This window comes from Pseudomonas sp. SID14000 (assembly GCF_002165135.1).
Classification (GTDB): domain Bacteria; phylum Pseudomonadota; class Gammaproteobacteria; order Pseudomonadales; family Pseudomonadaceae; genus Aquipseudomonas.
In genome coordinates, this window is sequence record NZ_NFZQ01000002.1 from 291026 (window position 1) to 313102 (window position 22077).

25 protein-coding genes, 1 tRNA gene and 4 pseudogenes are annotated in these 22077 nt (G+C 58.5%); 15 read left to right on the forward strand and 15 right to left on the reverse strand.

The features are described from left to right. Positions 1–71 precede the first annotated feature (71 nt). Together CAY82_RS04150 and CAY82_RS04155 are read right to left on the reverse strand one after the other, a co-directional pair. On the reverse strand, positions 72–458 hold the full coding sequence (locus tag CAY82_RS04150; protein WP_087500050.1) for a glycine zipper domain-containing protein: 387 nt from the start codon (positions 456–458) through the stop codon (positions 72–74). A gap of 73 nt (positions 459–531) precedes the next feature. Continuing rightward, the gene (locus CAY82_RS04155) at positions 532–726 is read right to left on the reverse strand and encodes a hypothetical protein (RefSeq protein ID WP_087500051.1); all 195 of its coding nucleotides are present in this window, start codon (positions 724–726) and stop codon (positions 532–534) included. A 196-nt stretch (positions 727–922) separates the two neighbouring features. Between CAY82_RS04155 and CAY82_RS04160 the strand changes: the two genes are divergently transcribed. Further along, positions 923–1273, forward strand: coding sequence for a hypothetical protein (locus tag CAY82_RS04160; RefSeq protein WP_016498900.1), 351 nt, complete (start codon positions 923–925; stop codon positions 1271–1273). A gap of 277 nt (positions 1274–1550) precedes the next feature. After that, a complete protein-coding gene (locus CAY82_RS04165) occupies positions 1551–2372 on the forward strand; it encodes a bifunctional 2-polyprenyl-6-hydroxyphenol methylase/3-demethylubiquinol 3-O-methyltransferase UbiG (protein WP_087500052.1) in 822 nt (273 codons plus the stop codon). Here CAY82_RS04165 and CAY82_RS04170 read toward each other — a convergent pair whose 3' ends face one another. The 4 genes from CAY82_RS04170 to CAY82_RS04185 form a co-directional block, all read right to left on the reverse strand. After that, positions 2373–3140: an SDR family oxidoreductase gene (locus CAY82_RS04170; protein WP_087500053.1), complete on the reverse strand. Its 768-nt coding sequence runs from the start codon at positions 3138–3140 to the stop codon at positions 2373–2375. 36 nt (positions 3141–3176) lie between these two features. Continuing rightward, a complete protein-coding gene (locus tag CAY82_RS04175; protein WP_087500054.1) occupies positions 3177–4244 on the reverse strand; it encodes a phosphotransferase family protein in 1068 nt (355 codons plus the stop codon). A 267-nt stretch (positions 4245–4511) separates the two neighbouring features. After that, positions 4512–4829 (reverse strand): SCP2 sterol-binding domain-containing protein, encoded by a 318-nt coding sequence (locus tag CAY82_RS04180; protein WP_003257405.1) that lies wholly within the window; start codon positions 4827–4829, stop codon positions 4512–4514. A gap of 56 nt (positions 4830–4885) precedes the next feature. Next, a complete protein-coding gene (locus CAY82_RS04185) occupies positions 4886–5596 on the reverse strand; it encodes a histidine phosphatase family protein (protein ID WP_087500055.1) in 711 nt (236 codons plus the stop codon). A gap of 197 nt (positions 5597–5793) precedes the next feature. On the opposite strand from CAY82_RS04185, the gene sohB reads away from it, so the two are divergent. Next, positions 5794–6813: a protease SohB gene (gene sohB / locus CAY82_RS04190; protein ID WP_087500056.1), complete on the forward strand. Its 1020-nt coding sequence runs from the start codon at positions 5794–5796 to the stop codon at positions 6811–6813. A gap of 154 nt (positions 6814–6967) precedes the next feature. Continuing rightward, positions 6968–7041: transfer RNA gene (locus CAY82_RS04195), tRNA-Cys, on the forward strand. Between the two features lie 214 nt (positions 7042–7255). Here the strand turns inward: CAY82_RS04195 and CAY82_RS04200 are convergent. Both CAY82_RS04200 and CAY82_RS04205 read right to left on the reverse strand, forming a co-directional pair. Continuing rightward, on the reverse strand, positions 7256–8494 hold the full coding sequence (locus CAY82_RS04200; protein ID WP_087500207.1) for a DUF2599 domain-containing protein: 1239 nt from the start codon (positions 8492–8494) through the stop codon (positions 7256–7258). A gap of 105 nt (positions 8495–8599) precedes the next feature. Next, positions 8600–9964, reverse strand: a complete 1365-nt coding sequence (locus CAY82_RS04205; RefSeq protein WP_170931022.1) for a DUF2599 domain-containing protein — start codon at positions 9962–9964, stop codon at positions 8600–8602. A gap of 572 nt (positions 9965–10536) precedes the next feature. On the opposite strand from CAY82_RS04205, the pseudogene CAY82_RS04210 reads away from it, so the two are divergent. Then, positions 10537–10762: pseudogene (locus CAY82_RS04210) on the forward strand (hypothetical protein). Here the strand turns inward: CAY82_RS04210 and CAY82_RS04215 are convergent. Continuing rightward, complete coding sequence (locus CAY82_RS04215; protein WP_087500058.1) at positions 10759–11421, reverse strand: SOS response-associated peptidase; 663 nt, start codon at positions 11419–11421, stop codon at positions 10759–10761. The pseudogene CAY82_RS04210 and the gene CAY82_RS04215 sit on opposite strands and share 4 nt — an antisense overlap. Before the next feature lie 104 nt (positions 11422–11525). Here CAY82_RS04215 and CAY82_RS04220 point away from each other — a divergent pair, with 104 nt between their 5' ends. The 6 genes and pseudogenes from CAY82_RS04220 to CAY82_RS26610 all read left to right on the forward strand — a co-directional run bounded on the left by CAY82_RS04220 (position 11526) and on the right by CAY82_RS26610 (position 13863). Next, positions 11526–11819 carry a hypothetical protein gene (locus CAY82_RS04220; RefSeq protein ID WP_087500059.1) on the forward strand — a complete coding sequence of 98 codons (294 nt, stop codon included), beginning with the start codon at positions 11526–11528 and terminating at the stop codon, positions 11817–11819. Further along, positions 11788–12049, forward strand: a pseudogene (locus CAY82_RS27235) (hypothetical protein). Before CAY82_RS04220 ends, CAY82_RS27235 begins: the two are co-directional and overlap by 32 nt. 206 nt (positions 12050–12255) lie before the next feature. Continuing rightward, positions 12256–12714, forward strand: a complete 459-nt coding sequence (locus CAY82_RS04230; protein ID WP_087500061.1) for a hypothetical protein — start codon at positions 12256–12258, stop codon at positions 12712–12714. Positions 12715–12858: 144 nt separating this feature from the next. Further along, positions 12859–13005, forward strand: a pseudogene (locus CAY82_RS04235) (DNA polymerase V subunit UmuC); the annotation flags it as partial. Positions 13006–13102: 97 nt separating this feature from the next. Next, entirely contained in the window at positions 13103–13510 is a 408-nt protein-coding gene (locus tag CAY82_RS04240; protein WP_087500062.1) for a DUF3224 domain-containing protein, read from the forward strand. A gap of 194 nt (positions 13511–13704) precedes the next feature. Beyond that, entirely contained in the window at positions 13705–13863 is a 159-nt protein-coding gene (locus CAY82_RS26610) for a hypothetical protein (protein WP_170931023.1), read from the forward strand. 429 nt (positions 13864–14292) lie between these two features. On the opposite strand, the gene CAY82_RS04250 is transcribed toward CAY82_RS26610, so the two are convergent. Then, entirely contained in the window at positions 14293–15435 is a 1143-nt protein-coding gene (locus CAY82_RS04250; protein WP_170931024.1) for an acyltransferase, read from the reverse strand. Positions 15436–15677: 242 nt separating this feature from the next. Between CAY82_RS04250 and CAY82_RS04255 the strand changes: the two are divergent. Continuing rightward, positions 15678–16045 (forward strand): annotated as a pseudogene (locus tag CAY82_RS04255) (transposase); the annotation flags it as partial. A 28-nt stretch (positions 16046–16073) separates the two neighbouring features. On the opposite strand, the gene CAY82_RS04260 reads toward CAY82_RS04255, so the two are convergent. Then, positions 16074–16277: a DUF6434 domain-containing protein gene (locus CAY82_RS04260; protein WP_087500064.1), complete on the reverse strand. Its 204-nt coding sequence runs from the start codon at positions 16275–16277 to the stop codon at positions 16074–16076. A 398-nt stretch (positions 16278–16675) separates the two neighbouring features. Here CAY82_RS04260 and CAY82_RS04270 point away from each other — a divergent pair, with 398 nt between their 5' ends. Next, positions 16676–17890, forward strand: coding sequence for an aldose 1-epimerase family protein (locus CAY82_RS04270; RefSeq protein ID WP_087500065.1), 1215 nt, complete (start codon positions 16676–16678; stop codon positions 17888–17890). Between the two features lie 121 nt (positions 17891–18011). Here the strand turns inward: CAY82_RS04270 and CAY82_RS04275 are convergent, their stop codons facing one another. Beyond that, entirely contained in the window at positions 18012–18563 is a 552-nt protein-coding gene (locus tag CAY82_RS04275; RefSeq protein WP_087500066.1) for a GNAT family N-acetyltransferase, read from the reverse strand. 506 nt (positions 18564–19069) lie between these two features. Here CAY82_RS04275 and CAY82_RS04285 point away from each other — a divergent pair. Next, a complete protein-coding gene (locus CAY82_RS04285; protein WP_256576224.1) occupies positions 19070–19534 on the forward strand; it encodes an N-acetyltransferase in 465 nt (154 codons plus the stop codon). Positions 19535–19582: 48 nt separating this feature from the next. Here the strand turns inward: CAY82_RS04285 and CAY82_RS04290 are convergent, their stop codons facing one another. Next, on the reverse strand, positions 19583–19819 hold the full coding sequence (locus CAY82_RS04290) for a hypothetical protein (protein ID WP_087500069.1): 237 nt from the start codon (positions 19817–19819) through the stop codon (positions 19583–19585). A gap of 17 nt (positions 19820–19836) precedes the next feature. Further along, positions 19837–20862: an alcohol dehydrogenase AdhP gene (adhP, locus tag CAY82_RS04295; protein WP_087500070.1), complete on the reverse strand. Its 1026-nt coding sequence runs from the start codon at positions 20860–20862 to the stop codon at positions 19837–19839. Between the two features lie 523 nt (positions 20863–21385). On the opposite strand from adhP, the gene CAY82_RS04300 reads away from it, so the two are divergent. After that, complete coding sequence (locus CAY82_RS04300; protein WP_087500071.1) at positions 21386–21580, forward strand: hypothetical protein; 195 nt, start codon at positions 21386–21388, stop codon at positions 21578–21580. Position 21581: 1 nt separating this feature from the next. Here the strand turns inward: CAY82_RS04300 and CAY82_RS04305 are convergent, their stop codons facing one another. Beyond that, positions 21582–21995, reverse strand: a complete 414-nt coding sequence (locus CAY82_RS04305) for a DoxX family protein (RefSeq protein WP_087500072.1) — start codon at positions 21993–21995, stop codon at positions 21582–21584. Positions 21996–22077: the final 82 nt, after the last annotated feature.

Below are 22077 nucleotides of genomic sequence, written 5' to 3' on the forward strand. Positions count from 1 at the left end.
CGGATTGTGCTGAAGGAGGTGTTGATGTGCTGCAAGGAAAGGGGCTGCGTAGCAGCCCCGGAGTCATCGGATCAGTGACGGTGACGGTGACGGTGCTTGCCGTTGTTGTCGCCCAGGTGGTTGCCGATGGCACCACCGGCCGCGCCACCCAGGCCGGCACCCACGGTGGAGCCAGTCTTGCCGCCCACCGCGCCGCCCAGCAGCGAACCGCCGGCCGAGCCCAGGCCACCGCCGATGGCGGCTTCGGTACGGTTACCCTTGCGTGCACCTACCGCACTGCCGGCTGCGCCGCCGAGGCCGGCGCCGATGGCCGCCCCCGTTTTGCCGCCGATCTGTTGACCGACAACGTTACCCAGAACACCACCCAGGCCACCGCCAATGGCGGCGGTACCGTCACCGGCGAAAGCGCCCTGGCACAGCAGCAGGCCGAGGGCAAGGGAAGGCAGAGTCAGACGCATGATACGAACCTCAAAGGAATCATCAGGTTAAGGTGCCGCGCAACGGGCGGCGGCTCAGGGTTGAAAAGACGTTTTAGCGGTAGTAGCGGTCACCACGGTATCGACGATAGTCATCATCATCGTCGTCGTCACGGTCATGCCGATGGTGGTGGCGATGGTCACGATCACGGTCACGCCAGCCATCGTCGTCGTCATGGTAGCGATGGCTATGGCACCCTGCGGTCAGCAGGACAACGGCGATTAGCGAAAGGCTTGCAAGACGGGTCATCACGATATAGATCCTTGATCCGCAAAGGTTTACGGCACACCCTCTGAGACTGGAAAGGATCCATTTGGTTTCGCAGGCAGGCAAAAATTTGTCGTGCCAGCGATGAGCGGCATGCCTCATCCACCTGCGCGCGACAATTCACTCGCGATGCTTGCCAGTGCTAGAGTCGCTTTCTTTTTTACCCTGAGGATGGAACATGCGTGCGATTCTGCCGATGGCCGCGGCGCTGATGCTGGTCGGTTGTGCTTCTGCGACCATGGAAACGGCCCGCGGCGGCAAGCCGACTGCGCAGCTCGACTCGCACAAGGCGCCGGAACTGGTGGCCCAGTGCATCCAGTTCAGCTGGCAGGAAGAAAAGGTGTTCGGTGACGACGCCAGTGGCTACCTGGAACCACGCAAGCAGGGTGGGTTCACGGTGTATACCCGTGAGGCCGAGGCGTTCGTGGACGTGTACCCGCAGGCCGGTGGGGCGCGGGTGGATTACTACGCGCAGAAGAACGACGGCGTGGCCCTGCAGCGCCGGGCGGCGGCGGCGACCTGCCTGTAACGGCTGGCAGGATGCATTTCCCTGTGGGAGATCGCCCAGCCCTCTGGGCTGCGCTGTCGCTTAGAGAACTGAATTCGCAAGCAGTCCGCGTACCCTGTGGGAGCGGCTTTAGCCGCGAAGAATCCAACGCGGTGCATGGCACCGGCTGCGCCGGTGTTCGCGGCTAAAGCCGCTCCCACAGGGGGCGCGCAAGCTTTACAATTTTTAGCAAGGCAGTTCTGTCGCGGGAAGATCGGTGGGGGCTAGCATGAGCCCCTACCGAATCAAGGAAGACACCATGGACCGCTCACTGCAACTCAACCGTGCCAGCTGGGATGAACGTGCCCCGCTGCACGCTGCTTCCAACGACTACGAAGTCGAACGGCTCGTCCAGCATCCCGAACACCTTTCCGAAACCGTCCGCTTCGATCTGCCATTGCTCGGCAATATCGACGGGCTCAACGCCGTCCACCTGCAGTGCCATATTGGCACCGATACCCTCTCGCTGGCGCGCCTTGGCGCCAAGGTCTGTGGCCTGGACTATTCCGCGGCTTCGCTGGCCGAGGCGCGGGTGCTGGCCGAGCGCTGTGCGGCACCCATCGCGTATGTCGAGTCCGATGTCTACGCCGCCGACAAGGTGCTGCCGGCTGGCACGTTCGACCTGGTCTACACCGGCATTGGCGCGCTCTGCTGGCTGCCTCGCATCGAGCCGTGGGCGCGTACAGTCGCGGCCCTGCTGAAGCCGGGCGGGCGGTTGTTCCTGCGCGACGGGCACCCGATGCTGATGGCAGTCAATGAAGACCACCAGGACCGCCTGCAACTCGAATACCCGTATTTCGAGCACGAGGAACCGACGGTGTGGCACAACGACCAGACCTACGTCGAAACCGAGCAGCGCCTTTCCCACACCGAAACCCACGAGTGGAACCATGGCCTGGGCGAGGTGATCAGTGCCTTGCTGGCCCACGGCCTGCAGCTGACCGCCCTGGTCGAGCACCAGAGCATCCCCTGGGAGGCGCTGCCGGGGCAGATGGTCAAGGGCGACGACGGTGAATATCGCCTGCGCGAGCAGCCCGCGCGCCTGCCCCTGAGTTACACGCTGGTGGCAGTAAAAGCCTGATCAGGACAGGTAGCCGCCGTCGACATTGAGCGCGGTGCCGGTGGTGTAGCTGGAGGCATCGCTGGCCAGGTACAACACGGCGCCGGCCATTTCCTTGGGGTCGGCCACGCGCTTGAGCGGGATCTGTTGCAGCGCGGCGTTGAGGATGGCGTCGTTCTTCACCAGTGCTGAGGCGAACTTGGTGTCAGTCAGGCCCGGCAGCAGGGCGTTGCAACGGATGCCGAATGGCGCGCATTCCTTGGCGAAGACCTTGGTCATGTTGATGACCGCCGCCTTGGTCACCGAGTAGATGCCCTGGAACAGGCCAGGCGAAACCCCGTTGATCGAGGCCACGTTGATGATGCTGCCGCCACCGTGCTCGCGCATTAGCTTGCCGGCCTCTACCGACATGAAGAAGTAACCACGGATGTTCACGTCGACGGTCTTCTGGAACGCGCCCGGGTCGGTGTCCAGCACGTTGCAGAACTGCGGGTTGGTGGCGGCGTTGTTGACCAGGATGTCGAGCCGCCCGAACTGTTCGCGGATGCCGGCGAACACCTGCTGGATCTGCTCCAGTTCACCGATGTGGCAGGCCACCGCCGTTGCCTTGCCACCAGCGGCGATGATGGCGTCGGCCACCTGCTGGCAACCGTCGAGCTTGCGGCTGGACACGATCAAATGGGCTCCTTGCTGGGCCAACAGGTGGGCGATGGCCTCGCCGATGCCACGGCTGGCGCCGGAAACGAAGGCAATCTTGCCGTCGAGGTCGAACAGGTGGGTCTTGGGCATGCTCTTTTCCTTGTTATCCGTCGTCGAGGTCGGGGTTCAGAGGCTGGACTTGGCAATGACCTGCAAGGCCATCTGCTCCAGCAGGCGGTTCATGTGGATGAACTGGGCGAATCGCTTGTCCTGGGTCTGGCCGTGGAAATAGCGGTAGTAGATCTGCTGGACGATGCCTGCCAGGCGGAACAGGCCATAGCAATAGTAATAATCGAAGTTGTCCAGGCGGATGCCGGCGCGCTCTGCGTAGTAATCGACGAACTGGCGGCGGCTGAGCATGCCCGGTGCGTTGCTCGGCTGACGGCGCATCAGTTGCACCGGCGCCGGGTCGTCGGCCTCGATCCAGTAGGCCAGGCTGTTGCCCAGGTCCATCAGCGGGTCGCCGAGGGTGGCCATTTCCCAGTCCAGCACACCGATGATGCGCATGGGGTTGTCGGCATCGAGGATCACGTTGTCGAAACGGTAGTCGTTGTGCACGATGCCGGGCCGCGGGTGGTCAGCGGGCATTTTCTCGTGCAGCCAGGCGGTTACCTGTTCCCAACGTGGGGCGTCGGGCGTCAGGGCCTTTTCATAGCGGCTGGTCCAGCCCTCGATCTGGCGCTGCACATAGCCTTCCGGCTTGCCCAGGTCGGCCAGGCCGCAGGCGTTGTAGTCCACCTGGTGCAGCTCCACCAGGCGGTCGATGAAGCTCTTGCACAGGGCCTCGGTGCGGTTGGCGTCGAGGTCCAGTTCGGCCGGAATATCCGAGCGCAGGATGATGCCCTTGACCCGCTCCATCACGTAGAACTCGCCGCCGATCAGGCTGCTGTCGGTACAGTGCACGTAGGCCTTGGGGCAGTAGGGGAAGCCGCTGTTCAGCTGGTTGAGGATACGAAACTCGCGGCCCATGTCGTGTGCTGACTTGGCCTTGTGCCCGAACGGCGGGCGGCGCAGCACGAGGTCGCGGCCTGGGTAGCTGACCAGATAGGTGAGGTTGGAGGCGCCGCCAGGGAACTGGCTGATGCTCGGCAGGCCATCCAGGCCAGGTATGTTGGCCTTGAGGTAAGGGTCGATGACGGCCGCGTCAAGTTCTTCGCCGGGGCGTACCTGGGTGGACTGGTCTGTGAGCGTCATGCGTTTTCCTTATTTTCGATCGCAAGGACTATTGGCTAATCTAATGGTCTGCCCAGGTTGGGACAAGCGTACCAGGTGCCATATAGGTAAGGGTGTTGCTGCCCGATCAACTGCCTTGATAACCCCCAAACTTACAGGTCTTCATGCGTGCCCAAATCTTGAAACCTTGCGCGCTAACTGTGGGAGCGCTTGATGTGAAGCAGGCAGGTAAAAAAAAACCGAAGCCGGTCAGGCTTCGGTTTTTCGATCATCCGCTGTTTCCAGCCCTCAGGACGGGAACAGCTCGCTGAGTTTCATCGACAGCATCATGTCGCCTTCAACGCGCAGCTTGCCCCCCATGAACGCCTGCATGCCGTCGGTTTCGCCGCTGACGATACCTTTCAGGGTTTCGCTGTCCATGACCAGGGTGCAGTTGGCATCCGGGTTTTCGCCTTCCTGCAGGTCGCAGGTGCCGTCCTTGACAATCAGCGCGTAGTGCTTGTCTTCGTCGGTGATGTTGAAGCCGAACACCAGGTCCAGGCCGGCGGCAGCGGATGGGTTGAACTTCTCTTGCATCTTTTTAACGGCATCAGCTACGGAGGTCATGGCGCATTCCTTATAGAGTGATTTACATGTCCGCGCAGGGACACAACAAGCCGGGCTCATCGATAGGTGACAAGCTCCGGCGCCTTCAACAACTGCACATGGGCCTGGCTGTTGAAGGAAGCCAGTGCCACGTCGCGGCCACGGAACTTCAGCTGGCTGAGCGACGTGTTGATGATCTGCCAGTTCAGCGCGAACGCCTGGCTGGGGGTAATATGGGTAACCAGGTGGAGCAGGGCGGCAATGGTGCCGCCCGAGGTAAAGATGGCGATATTGTCACCGCTGGCGGCGGCATCGAGTACGCGCTGCAGGCCGCCTTGCACGCGGGTGGTGAACGCCTGCCAGGTCTCCAGGCCATCGTCGGCATGTTCACCATCGTGCCAGCGCTGCACCATCAGTGCGAACAGGCGCTGGAACTCGCTGCGGTGCTGCGCGCCATTGCGCAGGATGTGCAGGGCGTCGGGCTCTTGCGGCAGCAGCCCCGGCAACAGGGCGCGGATCACACCATCGGCATCGAACTCATTGAACGCAGCATCGGTCTCTACAGGCGGCACCAGGCAGCCATTGGCGTGCAATGCTTCCAGGGCCAGACGCGCGGTATCCTGCTGACGGCGCAAGTCGCCTGCCACGCAACGGTCCAGCCGCACCCCGAGCTGGGCCAGGTGCTCACCCAGGGCCTGGCTCTGGCGCACGCCCACGGGCGAGAGGACATCGTAGTCATCGGCGCCGAAGGAGGCTTGGCCATGTCGGATCAGGTAGAGGTTGCCCACGAAAGGTTCCGGCCTGTTGGAGGTTGCTGCGAGGTTAGGATGCGGCACACGGGCTGTCAACGAAAAAACATACAAGCGTTTGAAAAGGTTGTTTGAAAGGTGTTGCCAGCGTTTACCGCGGCTGGCAGCACCTCAGGCGCAACGGTATGCTTGCTACAGTTACGCGCCGTAGTGGCGCAAGTCTTTAAGGAGTCAACGTGGAGTTTCTTGCTGAATACGCAAGCTTTCTCGCTAAAACCGCCACCCTGGTCATCGCCCTCCTGATAGTGCTGTCGGCCATCGCCGGGCTGCGCGGCAAGGGGCGGCGCAAATCGGGTGGGCAATTGCAGGTCACCCGCCTGAACGAGTTCTACAAGGACCTGCGTGAGCGCCTGGAGTCCGGCCTGTTCGACAAGGCCCAGCTCAAGGCCTTGCGCAAGCAGCAGGCCAAGGCGGAAAAACAGCAGAAGAAGGGCAAGGCCGAGGAAAAAGGCCGGGTCTTCGTGCTGGACTTCGATGGCGACATCAAAGCCTCTGCCACCGAAAGCCTGCGTAACGAAATCACTGCGCTGCTGACCCTCGCGACCCCGCGTGACGAAGTGGTGCTGCGCCTTGAAAGTGGTGGTGGCCTGGTGCACAGCTACGGCCTGGCCGCATCGCAGCTGGCGCGCATTCGTCAGGCCGGCATCCCGTTGACCGTGTGTATCGACAAGGTGGCCGCCAGCGGCGGTTACATGATGGCTTGCATCGGCGAGAAAATCGTCAGCGCACCGTTCGCCGTACTGGGTTCCATCGGCGTGGTGGCGCAGCTGCCCAACGTCAACCGCCTGCTGAAGAAGCACGACATCGATTTTGAAGTGCTGACCGCTGGTGAGTACAAGCGCACCCTGACCGTGTTCGGCGAGAACACCGAGAAGGGCCGGGAGAAGTTCCAGGAAGACCTGGACATCACCCATCAGCTGTTCAAGGACTTCGTTGCCCGCTATCGTCCGCAGCTGCACATCGACGAAGTGGCCACCGGCGAAGTCTGGCTTGGCGTCGCGGCGCTAAACCGCAAACTGGTGGACGAGCTGCAAACCAGCGACGAGTACCTCAGCGAGCGCGCGCGCAACGCCAACCTGTTCCACCTGCATTACGCCGAACGCAAGAGCCTGCAGGAGCGAATCGGCATGGCTGCCAGTGGCGCGGTGGAGAACACCGTGGTGGGGTTGTGGAGTAAACTCGGCCGCCTGCGCTAACACCTTGAACCTGTTGAAATTTTTTTTTGTTCAGGGGGTTGCAAGGTTAAAGGAATGCAGACATAATGGCGCCCATCGAAACGCAGCAAACCTTGAAAAAGGTTCAGCGTTTCAAGGAGATAGCGAAGCGTAAGCTGCTAGATCCAACCTTTGAGGCCGAGTAGCAAAGTGGTTATGCTCCGGATTGCAAATCCGTCTACGCCGGTTCGATTCCGACCTCGGCCTCCACCATTCGAAAGCCCCGCAGATTAACGTCTGCGGGGTTTTTCTTTGTGCGCCAGAAAATGCCACGCTTAATGCTTGACTAAGGGTTGAAGTTTGTTCAACCACCCGATTGGCGGTCGCATTATTCCTGCCCAGGAATCTCCGATCAAATCAGCACGGGTGTGACTTGATCGGAGATGCCCTAAGAAGTACTGGCAGGTCGGGGATTACAATCGCCTCAATAGGGGTTGCAGTGCTGAGCTACCGCTGTAGCTTGGTCAACATAGGGGCGAGCTGGCTCAAGGTTCCATTCGGGCTTATTCCTGACAGGTTTATTGTCATAAGTTGCTGCCAGGTGGCACACTAATTGCCGGCGAAGCGAACCACCATTAATGCTGTATTTCCGCCATTGCTCGTCGTTCTTGTGCTTGTTGTATAGCTCCGCGAACATCCGGTCAGTCTGATCGTCCTTGATTGCGCGACCGCAGGCGGTGGGTACGACTTGCAGCGACCAAGTGTTCGGACCTAGCTTCGGATCGGGGCGTTGTACCCATGTACTGGATTGAAGGTACTTGTCGCAGAACTGCTGCGTTGGTAGCGGCGCGGTTTGAATACAGGAGAAGCTGGCCTTACCGTTGGGCGTCCGTGGGAAGTTGATTCTGACGATGTTGCGGTCCTTGCCGGTCTTGTTCTTGTAGTCGCGCTGATTAGCCAGGGCATCGTTCAGTCCTCGTTCATCGCTATAGAAAAACGCTAGGATTGGTAATTCGTCGTCTTTTGGGTTACCCAGGCGCAGCTCGGTCTGGGTCTGGAACTCACGAGTGTTGATGGCGCGCCGAGCACCCATGAAGTTCTGAAACGCACCTACCCTATCCTGACTGCTCATGGGATTGCGCATGTTGAACCCACATTGCAACTGGTCCTGCTTGCGGTCGTTGTTGAATTTAGTGAAGTGCGCGACCCAGGCATTGGCATTAGTGATAGGCGGGGCCATGGCCTGACATACCGCCTCGGTCTGGTTGGTGTTGCGGTTGTTGCCGCAGCCCCGGTCATCTCGGAAGTCGGTCCAGGCGTCGTTGGGGAAGGCGCAGTAGATATGTACTGGTGTCTCGGGGGCGCGCACTAGATCGATCGGCTTGATGATGTAACCGTTCTGCGTGCTCATGCCCGGGTCCTCATAGCTGATACCGTCGACACGCATCCATGACGCAGCAAAAGTCCCCAGCTCCCGGGCCTTAGGGCTCGGGTTCCATACATCCCATTGTTGGCCCTTTGCCGGGTCGGCGCGGTGTGTCCCCCTAATCAACAGGCCCGAACAGTCAGATGCTGGGTCTTTCCCGCAACTGTCGACGGTTCTGTTGTATAGACTTTCCACCTGTTTCAGCGTCTCTTCGCAGGACTCGGCACTAGCTGACGCAGTGTACAGAAACAACGGAAACACCAATATCGGGACAATCCTGTTCGAACTCTTTCTCATGGCATGTATCTCCCTGATTAGCCAAAAAATAACCTGCACTTCCATAGCCACCCGAATGTGACTACACCTTTCTTCTGCTAAGCGAAAATCTAAACAGCCGACTACTCAACGTGGGACCGGATTGCATCCTGCAGCGCGGGTTTCGCTTTCGGACAGCGTCGGCCGGAAAGGCTCGAGATTCCAGGGCGTCTTGCTGCGATAATTGACGAGTACGCAGCTCAATTGCTGGCGCATACTGTCGGTGGAATTTTCATTGTCGCGCCATTGGCTATCGGCGCCTCTGAGGGCAAACAACTGGTCGTACAGCGCCCCGACTTGCTCTTTGGGCAAGGCTCGTCCCGCCGCCGTGGGCACTACGCTCAAGGTCCATTCATCTTGGCGGGTGCCGGGGTCGTAGCGCTTGACCCAGGTGGCCGCAGCGATGTATCGCTGCGTAAGTGCTATCGGTGTGACCTGTCCGCCGCTGGCGGCTGTCAGGTCAATCGCCTGGTCGGCAGCGACGTAGCTAAAGCGCTGCTCCGGCGGCTTGGTGAAGTCCAGTCGCAGGATGGGTACGCTGTATCCTTGGGCCTGAAGTTTCTTCTGGAAGTTGCGCGCGCTGGTCAGCCCGTTTTCCGGTTTCGGCGGCGCCTGGTCACCGCGGGTGGCAAAGTTTTGCGTGCTGTTGACGTTGTAGATGAATGCATCGATGTACTTCATGTTCTCGCTGCCGTCGTTAGTAGCCGAGGCATTTTTGAGCATGAATTCGTTGACCTGGGCGCTGTAGGCGAAGGGGTCCTTGTTGGTGGCCTTCACCCGTGACTCGTGGACCCGGATCATGGCGTTCCAGTCACTAGGTTTTTCCGCGTTCCAGGAACACTGGTTGTACTGGATAGGTCCCTTCATCAAACCAGTGTATTTCTGTATCCACTGCTCGGCTGTGCTGACCCCGGCTTCAGAGCAGGTACCGTAGGCCAACGCGGCATTGCGGTTCGTCATGGTGCCCTGGGCGGCGCGTGGCGGTTCGCGACCGTCAAAAAAGCCGCAGCCGTACCACTTACGCTCCGGTCCGGTACCGCCGTCGAAGGCGTAGATGCAGGTCCAACCCTGCTCCTTGACCGGCAGTTTCAAGGCCGCCGCATCGGTTGGTGTGCGCAGGATGAAACCGGCTGGGTGAATGAGGATCCGAGTGCTCAGATCCTTGCGGATCCAGGAATAGGACGTCGCGCCAATCTTGATCGCGTAGGGGCTGTAGTCCCAAGGGTTGAACGGTCCGTCGTTGACCATGCGCAAGGTCACACCACTGCAGTAGTAATGACCGCGTGCGGCACCGGTGTCGGGTTCCCTGCAGGCGTCTTTGAGGGTGTTGTAGTTGCGGTTGATGCGATTGAGGGTTTCGAGCGGGTCTAGCGGCGGCTGGACAGCCAGTGCATTGAATGTGAAGGGTAGGGTCCAGGCCAAGAGAAATGACGAACGAATATATAGGGACATTGCCGACACTCCTTGTCGCACAAAGATGGTTCACTTCTGTAGCCGCAGATTAGTTAGGTTGGTCTTTCCAGTCAAATCAGATATCTAGGCGCGTAACTCCTTAAAAGTACAATGACCTCCTCCCAAAAAAATCGCTAAAGTCCCACGGGAAAATGAATTCGAGAGGGACGACGACTTTGCGCAAAGAATCAAGTCGAAGACAGATTGAAATCCGTTGTGATAGCTCTATGGCGTTTCCTGATCTCGGAACCCCAGTGCGTTAAATATTCTACAACGCTAGGGCAAACCATCAGGGCAGCGTCATGGAACGAACCATCCTAGGACTCATTGATGCTGGTGAGCCGGTCATTCGCGAAGCTCTACAGGACATTTGTGCGCATCAGGATGTCGAGAGGTCTGGCGCCCCGGCTGACTCACTCTATCAGGTGGTGATCGCATGCCAGCTCATGGCCGCCGGGCGTCCTCCGTCGACGATTCAGGGAGCAGGGTTTCAGACCATGAAGCGAGCGATGCCAGTCCCCCTGAAGGCTCTGCCTCCTATAATGAGTCGTCTATCAGGACGGAGCAGGGCAATGGACAAGCGCACCTTCATTGGGATGGTCGAGGCTGGCGAGCCGCTGATCCAGGCAGGCCATCGACGCCATGCGGGAGTACCACCAAGCCCAGGACCGTGGTGCGCCGCCTGAAGAGATCGAACGCTTACGCCTGCTAGCCGAGTCGCTATTCCAAGCGGTCTCCGATTACCAGTTGCGCGCTGTCGCCAAGGCGAGGGGAAAGGATCTACCGCCCCTTCACTAAATCGGCTCAATCAGCTCGGCGCCTTGCTTGCGCACATTGCCAACGGCCGTACTCACCCGGTACCACTCGAATGCTTCAGCCGGCTCCTCCAGGTTGAGCGCCATTTGCTCTGCCAGCTCCTTGGGCGTGCCTGGCGCCATCCATTCCCGGGCCAGTTCAGGAGAGAGCACCACCGGCCGGCGGTCGTGAACATCGACCATCCCGCCCTGGGCGTCGGCGGTGATGATCACAAACCCGTCGTGCTCGCTGCCGGTGAACTGGCCGATGCTGGCGCATAGGGTAGGGCGCCCGTCCCGGCGCCGGATGTAGTAGGGCTGCTTTTTCGGCCCACCCTCATCAACCCATTCGTACCAGCCGTCGATCGGCGTGATGGCCCGGTTTGGCCAGATCGACCGGAAGAATGGGCCGTGTGCCACTTTCTCGACCCTGGCGTTGATCGGTGTAGCACGGTCGGTGGCCCAATGCGGCCGCCACCCCCACCTCACCAGGTCCGCCCGCGGGCCTGCGTCATCCACCCGCAGCACTGCCACCGGCATGGTCGGCGCGACGTTAAACCTGCCAAGCGGCTGGTCACCGACGTTGTTCCTCCAGGCCTCGGGCAGGCTCAGGGTTTCAACGAAGTCATGTATGCCTCGGTACTGGCTCAACCTTCCACACATGCGTCGCCCTCCTGCTTGAGCAAGCATAGTTCGCCGAACGGTACTGGCGCGGTTGCTTTGCCTGATGCTGAAATACTGTGTCGATATACAGTATTAGGTGCGGTATGTACTTCCTCCTCGTTCGCCGCCGCGTGAATGGCGTGGCCATCCCTTCCGATCAGCTCAGGAAGATCCAGCCCCTGAGGGCCGACATCCACATCGGTGACCACCACAGTGAGCCGCTGGGGCGGGTTTCAACCCAGGCCTGGGTGTTCAACCCATCGCCCGGACCAGACATCATCCCCCGGCTGCACGATGCCAAGGTCAACGGCATGGCCCAGCTCGGCATCAACATAAACGGGATCGAGGAGATCGACGGTGTGCTGTATGCGCAGTCGTGGTGGTGCAGGAAGGAATGATGGCCGGGCTACCACAGGCCTGCGGGCCGATATCCACATCGGCGACTACCACAGTGAACCGTTGGGCCGGTTTCGACCCAGGCCTGGATATTCAAGTCGTCCGGACCCGAGCCCGACATCATCTCCGGCTGCGCGACGCCAAGGTCAACGGCACGGCACAGCTCGGTATCAACATCAACGGGATTACCAGATCAAGCTGTGGAACGGTGGCATTCAACGAGTCGCTTTAACCAAAGGCAGGCTGCGGATGTAACCGTCCCTCAACTCGGCGCTCAAAAGGTTGATTTTCTCCAAGATGTTGCTGCAAATGTACTATTCTGCTCGCCCGAGGCTGCGATGAGGCTGTCTCCTCTGACAAGGGGTAGTAGGCACCCATAAGTTTTCGGAAGTCATGTGAGGCCCCGCAGTGAACTGCCTGGCAAACGAGGAACTACAGATGAAGGAAAAAAGCATCGCCTCTCAGCGGGTGCTTTTCATCGGCCGAGAGTTATCCATCCCGGAAATCGCCGAGCAAGCGTCAGTATGTTGTGCGGAGATCGCTCAAGCGGCCGAAGATCTGGGGCTTGAGGTCGTCGGTCCGTGGGTTTTCGTTTCCCACAAGATCCCTAACAATTCCAGCGACCGTTTTCGGATTGAATTCTGCCTGCCAGTGGAGGGTAACTTGGAAGGGCAGATCGGAGAGGTTCGTTATCAACTGCTACCGGCTTTACGCTGCATCCGTGAGGATTATCGAGGGCCCCTCAGCGACCTCTTTTCCCATGGTTATGCGAAGCTCATTGAAGGGGCTCGTGCAGCCGGCTGTAGACTGACCGACGAAAGCCGAGAGGTCTATCATGACTGGCAGGGACCAGATTCACTGGACAATTATATAGAACTCCAATTCGGCATCGCCTGAGCATGGCGCAGAATGCTTAGACCTATTGCTTGGGTTGTTCAATTCCGGAGCCCAGCTTGCCCAACGGGAACGAACTGGGGACTTTCTCACGGGGCCGGCGCTTACACATCCCAATAGGCGTGGATCAGCCCATGTAGGCAACATCCCGGGTTCAGCCACAGCAAAGTAGAGGTGCAGCTGATGGACCTGCGAAAATCTGGTGAGTTTTCAGGGGATTTATTCGCGCTCAAGCAGTCGGTGGCATGTGACCGGCTGATTCAGGTGCTGGACGACATCAATGAGCGCTGGGGGGCAAACCCTGAGCTACAGACATCAATGAAAGCCCTGGCAACCGCCGGGGCTTTTCGTTAGGGTGACCGGGATGTGACCGGATCAAAAGGAATTTGAAATGAACCACACAGCCAGCGGGCCGTTTGAAATCACACTCAACCCGGAGCTTTTAAGCAACGCCGCTGAAAAAACTGGCCTTGGCCGAATGTCTCTAGACAAGCAATTTCACGGTGAGCTTGAAGCCACCAGTCAAGGTGAGATGTTGTCATTCCGCAGCGGTATTCAAGGTTCTGCCGGCTACGTTGCCATGGAAACTGTACATGGAGCATTGCACGGTCGCAGAGGTAGCTTCGTACTTCAACACAGTTCGACTATGAGTCGTGGGATACCCATTCAGTCCATCACCGTCGTACCTGATTCTGGTACTGACGCGCTTTCCGGGTTAACTGGTAGCATGGTCATCACGATCACCGATGGTCAGCACTCATACAAATTTGACTACGCGCTACCAGACCATCAAATTTGATTGTCGTTGGCTAGCAGGCGGCTCGGTCGGAGCAAACAGTGCCGCTCTGGCAGGAGAACGCCGAGTATCAGGCTCGGCTCTTGCATTTGGCGGCTGATCTGGAACTGATCCAGGCGGCGTTCCACGAATTCTGATATCACGATTTCGTGGCGCTCAGCACTAAGGAAGTGGCGGGCCGCTTCAGGCCCTGGTTCATGGATTCGATGGATCATCAGAGTTACGGCCTCTCCGTTTTCCTCGACTTCGGCCCGTTCCATGATCTCTCCCAGTGCCTGCCTGGTGCCTGGCCTGGTACCAAGGCCGACTGGGCATTGAGTTTGGTCAGCCAGGCCGATGGCAAGCTCAACATTTGACCGTTCGCAGCTGATCGATCCGCGTCATATGGTCAACGCTAGCACTAGCTGACCGCGCTGCTTGGTATCTACGAGGAGGGGCGGGCAGCCAAGGCCAAGACTAAGGGTGAGCTGCTCACAAGGTTCAGTACCTTCGGCGGGAGACGGCGGCAGGAGCGGCAATCTGCTGTTGCCGGTACCGGCCGGAACATGCTGATGGCGTTGGGCGGTGGCTGTGGCATCTGGTTGAATGCCGGCCAGTACCGCCCGCTGCTGGCCCAGGCCCTGGACGATTTACCGCCTCGGGCTGGGCCACGATCATAAAATGCAACGGCGGCAAAAAGGGCAAGGCAAATAGCACAGGTAAGGAAAAGAAAGTTGCCATACCGCTCAAGGCGGTGGCCTTGTACTTGCCTTGAATGCCAGCCGATATTGTATTTGCGATGCTCGCTATAATGTTGGTGATGGTACGTTGGCTTTGTTTGTCAGTGACTTGGAAATATAGTTGCTGAGTCGTATTGATGGTTCATCTATCAGTAGGGTGAACGCATAGGATACTCCTACTGTTACCGGAAGCAGAATGGTCATGGCGACTATCAGTGATGTGCCGTAACCGAAGGATGAGAAATGAATTATGATAAATGATCCAAGAAAACCGAGAATGGTAAAGTGGATTAGGTACATGGAGTATGAAATTCTTCCAAGGAAGGCGCAGGTCCTGGTCATTAACGCGCGTTGGAGTGATGGTAGTCCAGGAAGTGCAATGATGCACAAGAAGGCTCCTGCGATATGGGAAATAACAAAAATATTTTTCATGGGGATTGAGGAAATTGGTCGCCATATCAAGAGTTCCTGGCCAACATATGGGAATGTGCCTAAATAGAGGCCGACCATGAGAGCGATGATCGACGCCGATCGATTCATAACTGCACGATATCCAATGACTAGGTCTGCTGCTAAGGTTCCGAGTACAAAACCGAGCAGGTAGGAATCTTTCAGGATGACTACGAGGGCTGTATAGGCAATGATTCTCGCTCGGTACCTCCCCAGGATTGGCAGGAGGGCGAATACCCCAAATGAACCTATGAGTTCAGTGCGAATTGTCCAAAGGACCCGGTTGTAGTCTTGCTCGGCGAATAGAAACGCCCCTATTAGCCCTTGCCATACTGCTGTCGTGATGCTGTTAAAACCTGAAAAATATTCCTTTTTAGGGTATCCGGATAATTCGGTTGTGGCTGCAAAGTTTGAGCCGAATGCAATGTAGATGAGGCAGGGTATCAATGTGGATGCCAGTGCTGGTATTGCCAGTCTGGGGTATCTCTTGATTGCTGCTTTCAAATACCACGTTGAATTTTTGTTGCTGAAGAAAGGTGCCGCAAGAACAAAGCCGCTGAGGACGAAAAATATTGCTACCGCAAAGTTTCCGTTGAATATCAGGTTGAGCGGTGATGCCGATATCAGCGACTCACCAAAATGGTCAGGTGCTGTTCGGAGAAAGGCAGCAGGCAGATATAGCTGTACGAAGTGGCAGAAAACTACAGCTAGCGCCGCCAATCCGCGCAGCCCATCAAGATGTGAGTAACGTTCGTTCATCGGTAAGCCTTCCATTAGACCGCGCGATTGTATTCGCAACACCTGGGTTTTCCCAATTCTTCGGGCACTGCAATCAGCGGAAGCGCAGTTTTGTGCATCCGTCCCAAGGCCCGCAAACCGGGTTTTTCAGCGGCAGAAAACCATGGATCGACTTACTGAGGCCCTAGTGTGGTGTTTCAGAAGTACCACTAAAAATTTGAGCTAGGCCCTGTAGATCATCACTCAAGCTCCGCAAGGGCCCCCAATTCCTCGCGTTCTTGAGAGAAATTCACGCATCAGCCCTGCTGAGATGCCGATTCACCTGATCATGGATAACTACGCAACACACAAAACCGACAAGGTCAGGGCATGGCTTGCGGCGCGGCCGCGCTACAACATCCACTTCACGCCGACTTCGGCGTCATGGCTGAATCTGGTTGAGCGGTTTTTCTCAACGCTGAGCGAGAAGTGGATCAAGCGCCAGGCACATGTCAGCGTTAAAGATCTTGAAGCGTCGATCGAGCACTACCTGGAAACCTACAACCAAAACCCGAAGCCATCTCGGTGGCATAAACAGGCCGAGGGCATCCTTGCCTCAGTCGCCTGTGCAGCACGGGCACTGGACAAGTAATTTTCAGCAGTGCTTCTGAAACACCACACTAGTGCGTCCGCAACCACTCATCTGCTACATCACCCATGGTGGACGGGGCGCCACTCTTGATCCAGGACATGAAGGCGCGATCGAACTTGAAACCAGCGCCACATTCCCTCACCAGGAACTGCCGGACCTTCTGCGTGTTGCGGTAGTTGCTGTCGAGCGGAGTAGTGCGGGTAATCGGTCCAGCGTGCCAGTCGAAGCTCATTTCCCTTTCCTTGGATGGCGAGTCAGCCAGGAGCCTAGCACTGCTCGCGCTACATGACACTGATACGCCGAATTGTGGCGCTAACAACTGAGGTAATGGCGTGAAGTTCTTCATGCCCGGCGCGCTCCGTGGCTATGACGCGCTGGTGGTGGCCTACTTTGGTACGCCCTATCGGGGACGGTCGACGCATCTGCAATCGTCCTCGATGGTGGCAAGCTCATGATGATTGTTGTAGGCGACATCGGCCTGTGGAAATGGATATGGGCGCATCCGCCGAGAAGGCCGTCGAGATGGGGCAGGCGAGATACCACCTTGGTCGACCTGCCGGAGCTTGTCGTGCTTGCTGAAACGTTTCTTCGTGGCTATAAAAGGGCACAACTCCAAGAAAGGCTACTGCCATGCCCCTACTCAAACTCTTCGTTGCTTTCAGCGCCCTGTCTGCTGCCTCCCACGCCATGGCCTGGGATTACGTCCTGCTCGATACCGACAAAGCCGCCCAGAATTGGCAAATCACTAGCCAGCTACTTGGCGTAAAAACCGACAAGCCCTTCAGCGTTACCCTGCGCACCTTGCACGGTGGTCGGCAAGAGGGTGTCAGCATCGTCGACATCGATAACGGTACGATGAAGCTTTCGGTAGTACCGACTCGCGGAATGAACGTATTGCAGGCTTCGGTCGGTAATGTGCGCATGGGCTGGGACTCGCCGGTCAAGGAAGTGGTCAACCCGTCCTTCATCGAACTCAATGGGCGCAATGGTCTGGGCTGGCTGGAAGGTTTCAACGAGCTGGTCGCTCGCTGCGGTTACGAATGGGTCGGCCACCCCGGCATCGACAACGGCGAACTGCTGACCCTGCACGGTCGGGCCGCCAACATTCCCGCGAACAAAGTCACCCTGCACATCGATGAGAAACCACCGTACGCCATCACTTTGCGTGGTGAACTGAAAGAGCAGGCGTTCAAGAAGGTCGATTTCTCCGTCGTGACCGAATTGGTCACCGAACCTGGCAGCGTGATGTTCGCCCTCAACGACACCCTGACCAACAACGGCGACTATCCAAAGGAATACCAGGCGCTCTATCACAGTAACTTCAGCACCCCGTTCCTGGAGCAGGGCGCTCGTTTCGCCGCGCCGGTGAAACAGGTATCGCCGTTCAATGACAAGGCCAGGGGTGATCTGCCTGATTGGCAAACCTACCGAGCACCCACCAAGGACTATGACGAGACGGTTTACAACGTGGTGCCTTATGCTGATGCCCAGGGCAATACGTTGGCCGTGTTGCATGACAAGGCTGGCAGTCTGGGGGTTTCGGTCGGCTTCAATACTCGGACGTTGCCGGTATTTTCCCTGTGGAAGAATACCGATACCCAAGGCCAGGGCTATGTCACGGGGCTGGAGCCGGGGACGAGTTTTTCCTACAACCGGCGTTACCAGAGGCCACTGAATCTGGTGCCGACAATCGGACCGAAGGAACACAGGCAGTTCCATATCAGCTACAGCTTGCTGGCGGACAAGGTGGCGGTGGACAAGGCCCTGAAGCAGGTGAGCGAGATTCAGGATGGGCGCGAAACCGAAGTGCGGCAGACGCCATTGGTTGATCTGACCAAGGGGTAATGCCGGCCAGAGCATGTCGGCCGATGTTGCAAAGCATCGGCCAGATGTTCACGTCCGATCCTGTGGACGTATTCTAGGTCTATCAAGTTGTTGGTTTCATGCCTTTACTGAACGGCTGCTTTCAACCTATCGACCTGCCAAGCCACTCAGCTCGTGTCATCTCCCAAATTTCGACGCGCATCAGCCCGCAGACAAATTCACCTTCTCGTGCGCCCACCATGCGCATACCCTCGTACTCTGAGACCCTGCGGGACGCGTGGTTGGCAACCGCTTTGGGAACCTGCATCACTGGGCGTGACAATGTCTCGAACCAATACGCGTTGATGATCCGACATGCCTCACGCATGTAGCCTTTTCCCCACCACTGCGGCGCAAGCCAGAAGCCTCTGTTGTTACCAGGCTGTTCAAACAAACTGATGCTGCCAATGGTGCGCTCGGCATCGTTGCGCATGCGGATCATCCAATGCCATTCACGACGCGCTGCCATGGCCGGCAGGGCGAAATCGCGCACATAGACCAGTGCTCCATCTTCTGGATACGGCCATGGGACACGACGATCCAGATAGCGCACTACCTCCCATTGCGGAAACAACTCCTGGATGATGGGGGCGTCCTGCAATTGGAGTGGCGTGAGAACAAGACGATCGGTGAACAGCGTCGGAAGGCGATCCATGGCATGCGTTCCTGGGCATCCTTGTGGTTGCTTTCAATGGTCTGTGATGGATTCGTTTGTGTCGAGCGTTCATTAACGGGGTGATTTGAGGATGGTCGCAACTGGCTGCATTGTCTCGACAGCGCTCATCTACAACCGTCTGCTTTCGACCCAGACCATAAAGACGGATGAGCTGATCGACAGGTGTGACAATCTGGAGCCGTCCGAGAATGGCGCCTCTGATAGCCGCCAGTCGCGGACGATTGCTACCGACCCAGCCCTCCGTGAGGGGCTGCAGCCCTGTGTGTTGCGGCTGCTTCTTCAGGCCGCCTTCAGTGCCCCGAAGGAACGCTTGTGCTAGCCCCAGGCAGCCCCCTAGAATGACGCCCCGGTCGGCCGGATCAGCCGACTGTCTCTCCATCCGCGAACAAGGAGGTGCCCTATGACCCAGTTTCCAATGATGTGTCCGTTAATGAACCGTCAACGAAATTCTGGAGGGGCCCTTGCTGCCCCGCGGAGAATCCAACATGTCCACTCTTTGCCCACCGGTGCTTCTTGTTGCCCTCAGTTCGCCTGAGGAGGAAGCCCACTGTCGTACATTGCGAGTACGCGACGACCAATCCGACTTCATTGCCAGCAACGCCGAATCGCTGGAACAGGCTGCCGATAGCCCCTGGTGTGAACCCTTGGCCGTGCGCGCCATGCAGACCGGTGAAATGGTCGGCTTCCTGATGCATGCCCTCGATCCGGATGAGAACAGCCGCTGGATCTATCGCCTGATGATTGACCACCGCCACCAAGGCCGCGGTTATGGCCGCGCTGCCCTGCGGGCGCTGCTGGCATACCTGCAACCGTTGCCGGGTGGCCCCGGCGTTGCCCTTGGCGTCGCCCCTGAGAACATTGGGGCAAAACGTCTCTATGCCTCCGAAGGCTTCGTCGAGACCGGCGAAGTCATAGATGGCGAGCTAATCATGCGACGGATGCTGGCATGATCAAAGGCGGGGCGCCCTGGCGTCCCCGCCGCTGCGCCCATTCAAACGCTAGCCTTCAGGCGGGGATATCCCACAGACGAATTCATCCGATCCCAGGCGATGCGAACCGAACTCCACAACATAGCCAGCACCGCGGCGCTCAGCCTCGGCCCTGGCAGTCTTCTGGTCGGCATAGACATCGACGAAATGCCAGGGATGCCGGTCTCTCAGCACGCCCCATCCGAGCACCCAGCCGTCATTGGCCGGATCGGCTGGCAGGTTTTTCGCCAAGCTGCGGATGCTCATACCTTCACCCCGACGGGTTAGCCATTCTTCTGCTGTGAAGCGAACTGGATCACCATCCGCCCTTTGATCTTGCCCTCCAGCATCTCCTCGAAGATCTGGTTGATATCCTCGATCGGTCGCAGGGTCACCTTCGGTACCACTTTCCCTTCCGCCGCAAACTGGAAAGCTTCCTGCAGATCCTGGCGGGTGCCGACCAGCGAGCCGATCACTTCGATACCGTCCAGCACCAGGCGAGGAATATTCAGGTTCATGGCTTCCGATGGCAGCCCGACAGCAACCAGCCGCCCCCCGGCGCGCAGGGCGTCGACGGCCGAGTTGAACGCAGCCTTGGCGACGGCGGTAACCACGGCGGCATGGGCACCACCGGTCTTGGCCTGGATGACTTTGGCGGCATCCTCGGTGCGTGAATTGATGACCAGGTCGGCGCCCATCTCGCTGGCGAAGCGCAGTTGCTCGTCGTTGACGTCGATGGCGATCACTTTGGCGTTGAAGACATTCCTGGCATATTGCAGCGCCAGGTTGCCCAGGCCGCCAAGGCCGTAGATGGCGATCCATTGACCGGGGCGGATGTTGGAAGTCTTCACCGCCTTGTAGGTGGTCACGCCGGCGCAGGTAATGCTGCTGGCGGCAGCGGAGTCGAGCCCGTCGGGTACTTTGACCGAGTAGTCGGCCTTGACGATGCAGGCTTCGGCCATGCCTCCGTCCACGGTGTACCCGGAGTTCTTCACTTCGCGGCACAGGGTTTCGTTGCCGCTGGTGCAATACTCGCAATGCCCGCAGCCCTGGTAGAACCAGGCCACGCTGGCGCGGTCACCCGGTTTGAGCGAGGTGACGCCTGGCCCTACTTCCTGGACCACACCGATGCCTTCATGACCTAGCACTACACCGGTCTTGTCACCGAAGTCGCCATTTTTCACATGCAGGTCGGTGTGGCACACACCGCAGCACTGCATCTTCAGCAGCGCTTCACCGTGCTCGAGGGGGCGCAGGGTTTTCTCCACCACAGCCACGCGACGGCCTGGCGCAACAACAGCAGCTTTCATATGAGCCTCCGTGTCTATCCGAGTGAGCTTGAGTAATTGCCGGTTCAGCATAGCCCTTGCCTGGTGAGGCAAAACTGCTTCAGGTCATGGTCTGGGGTGGGGCGTGCACCTATGTACCTGCCTTGCGCAGGCACTTGGAGCGGCCTTGTGTATGCCTGTCAGGCAAAAAGAAAAGCCCGCGGCAATAATGCGGCGGGCTGCAAGAACATACGGAGCAGGGTCAGTGTGCCCTCCCGGATGTCAGTATTTCGTGAAGGTCAGGTCACGAGCTTGTCATGCATGGCCCAGTTCCAGAACACTTTCGCCATGGTCCGGTCATTGCGGTGCCGGGCGCTGCTGTTCAGGGCCTGGATGAAGGGAAAACCAAGGGGATAAAAAAGCCCGCCATGAAAGGCGGGCAAGCAACGTTTGAAGGGAGAGCCTGCAGACTGGACCCGGCTGGTTAACCGAGCATTAAGCGATAGCGCATTGACCTGCACGGCTGATCGGCCTATACAGGCCTGCCACTAGCCCAGGAGCCAGCATGCACGAAGACGACCTGCACGAACCCGAGCACGATCACCTGCTTGACCACGAATTCCTCTACGACGATGTGGAGCCTGAAGCGGATGCCCAAGGCGCCGAGGACGAGGTGGAGGAAGACGAGGAAACGCTGGATGACCTCGATGACGAGGAACGCGATCACCCAGCCTGGTTCGACGACTGCGAAGACGACTGACTCAGCGCCCGTCTAGCGAAAAACGCCCAGGGCCGCTCACTGCCAGCAACAGCAGGCCGCCCATGATGCTGAGGTTTTTCAGGAACTGGGTCATGTTGGCGCTGCGCTCAGGGTCGACCATGCTCCAGAATGGGTGGCCCAGCAGCGCCGTGCCCAGCACGAACAGCGCAAACAGGAAGGCCAGCGGCCGGGTGTAGAAACCGAGGATCAGCAGGATGCCGACGACAAACTCCATGAGCACGGCAACTGCCGCTGCCAGCATGGGGGCAGGGGCGCCCAGTGAGGTCATGTAGCCAACCGTGCCTTCGAAGCCGGTCAGCTTGCCCCAGCCAGACAGGACGAACAGGATCATCAGCAGCACGCGGGCAATCAGGATAATGATGTCGCGTTGACCATCGAACAGGGAGTAGCGCATGGTGGCGTTCCAGTGGACGGGTACAAGCTCCACTCTAGCAGTTGCGCCAAGAATTGCTGGCAGGCAGCAAAAAGGCGCCGCA

Bases quoted from the DNA above. Each gene is read 5' to 3' on its own strand.
- CAY82_RS04150 (WP_087500050.1), bottom strand. From the start codon at position 458: ATGCGTCTGACTCTGCCTTCCCTTGCCCTCGGCCTGCTGCTGTGCCAG.
- CAY82_RS04155 (WP_087500051.1), bottom strand. From the start codon at position 726: ATGACCCGTCTTGCAAGCCTTTCGCTAATCGCCGTTGTCCTGCTGACC.
- CAY82_RS04160 (WP_016498900.1), top strand. From the start codon at position 923: ATGCGTGCGATTCTGCCGATGGCCGCGGCGCTGATGCTGGTCGGTTGT.
- CAY82_RS04165 (WP_087500052.1), top strand. From the start codon at position 1,551: ATGGACCGCTCACTGCAACTCAACCGTGCCAGCTGGGATGAACGTGCC.
- CAY82_RS04170 (WP_087500053.1), bottom strand. From the start codon at position 3,140: ATGCCCAAGACCCACCTGTTCGACCTCGACGGCAAGATTGCCTTCGTT.
- CAY82_RS04175 (WP_087500054.1), bottom strand. From the start codon at position 4,244: ATGACGCTCACAGACCAGTCCACCCAGGTACGCCCCGGCGAAGAACTT.
- CAY82_RS04180 (WP_003257405.1), bottom strand. From the start codon at position 4,829: ATGACCTCCGTAGCTGATGCCGTTAAAAAGATGCAAGAGAAGTTCAAC.
- CAY82_RS04200 (WP_087500207.1), bottom strand. From the start codon at position 8,494: ATGAGAAAGAGTTCGAACAGGATTGTCCCGATATTGGTGTTTCCGTTG.
- CAY82_RS04205 (WP_170931022.1), bottom strand. From the start codon at position 9,964: ATGTCCCTATATATTCGTTCGTCATTTCTCTTGGCCTGGACCCTACCC.
- CAY82_RS04215 (WP_087500058.1), bottom strand. From the start codon at position 11,421: ATGTGTGGAAGGTTGAGCCAGTACCGAGGCATACATGACTTCGTTGAA.
- CAY82_RS04220 (WP_087500059.1), top strand. From the start codon at position 11,526: ATGTACTTCCTCCTCGTTCGCCGCCGCGTGAATGGCGTGGCCATCCCT.
- CAY82_RS04230 (WP_087500061.1), top strand. From the start codon at position 12,256: ATGAAGGAAAAAAGCATCGCCTCTCAGCGGGTGCTTTTCATCGGCCGA.
- CAY82_RS04240 (WP_087500062.1), top strand. From the start codon at position 13,103: ATGAACCACACAGCCAGCGGGCCGTTTGAAATCACACTCAACCCGGAG.
- CAY82_RS26610 (WP_170931023.1), top strand. From the start codon at position 13,705: ATGGATTCGATGGATCATCAGAGTTACGGCCTCTCCGTTTTCCTCGAC.
- CAY82_RS04250 (WP_170931024.1), bottom strand. From the start codon at position 15,435: ATGAACGAACGTTACTCACATCTTGATGGGCTGCGCGGATTGGCGGCG.
- CAY82_RS04260 (WP_087500064.1), bottom strand. From the start codon at position 16,277: ATGAGCTTCGACTGGCACGCTGGACCGATTACCCGCACTACTCCGCTC.
- CAY82_RS04270 (WP_087500065.1), top strand. From the start codon at position 16,676: ATGCCCCTACTCAAACTCTTCGTTGCTTTCAGCGCCCTGTCTGCTGCC.
- CAY82_RS04275 (WP_087500066.1), bottom strand. From the start codon at position 18,563: ATGGATCGCCTTCCGACGCTGTTCACCGATCGTCTTGTTCTCACGCCA.
- CAY82_RS04285 (WP_256576224.1), top strand. From the start codon at position 19,070: ATGTCCACTCTTTGCCCACCGGTGCTTCTTGTTGCCCTCAGTTCGCCT.
- CAY82_RS04290 (WP_087500069.1), bottom strand. From the start codon at position 19,819: ATGAGCATCCGCAGCTTGGCGAAAAACCTGCCAGCCGATCCGGCCAAT.
- adhP (WP_087500070.1), bottom strand. From the start codon at position 20,862: ATGAAAGCTGCTGTTGTTGCGCCAGGCCGTCGCGTGGCTGTGGTGGAG.
- CAY82_RS04300 (WP_087500071.1), top strand. From the start codon at position 21,386: ATGCACGAAGACGACCTGCACGAACCCGAGCACGATCACCTGCTTGAC.
- CAY82_RS04305 (WP_087500072.1), bottom strand. From the start codon at position 21,995: ATGCGCTACTCCCTGTTCGATGGTCAACGCGACATCATTATCCTGATT.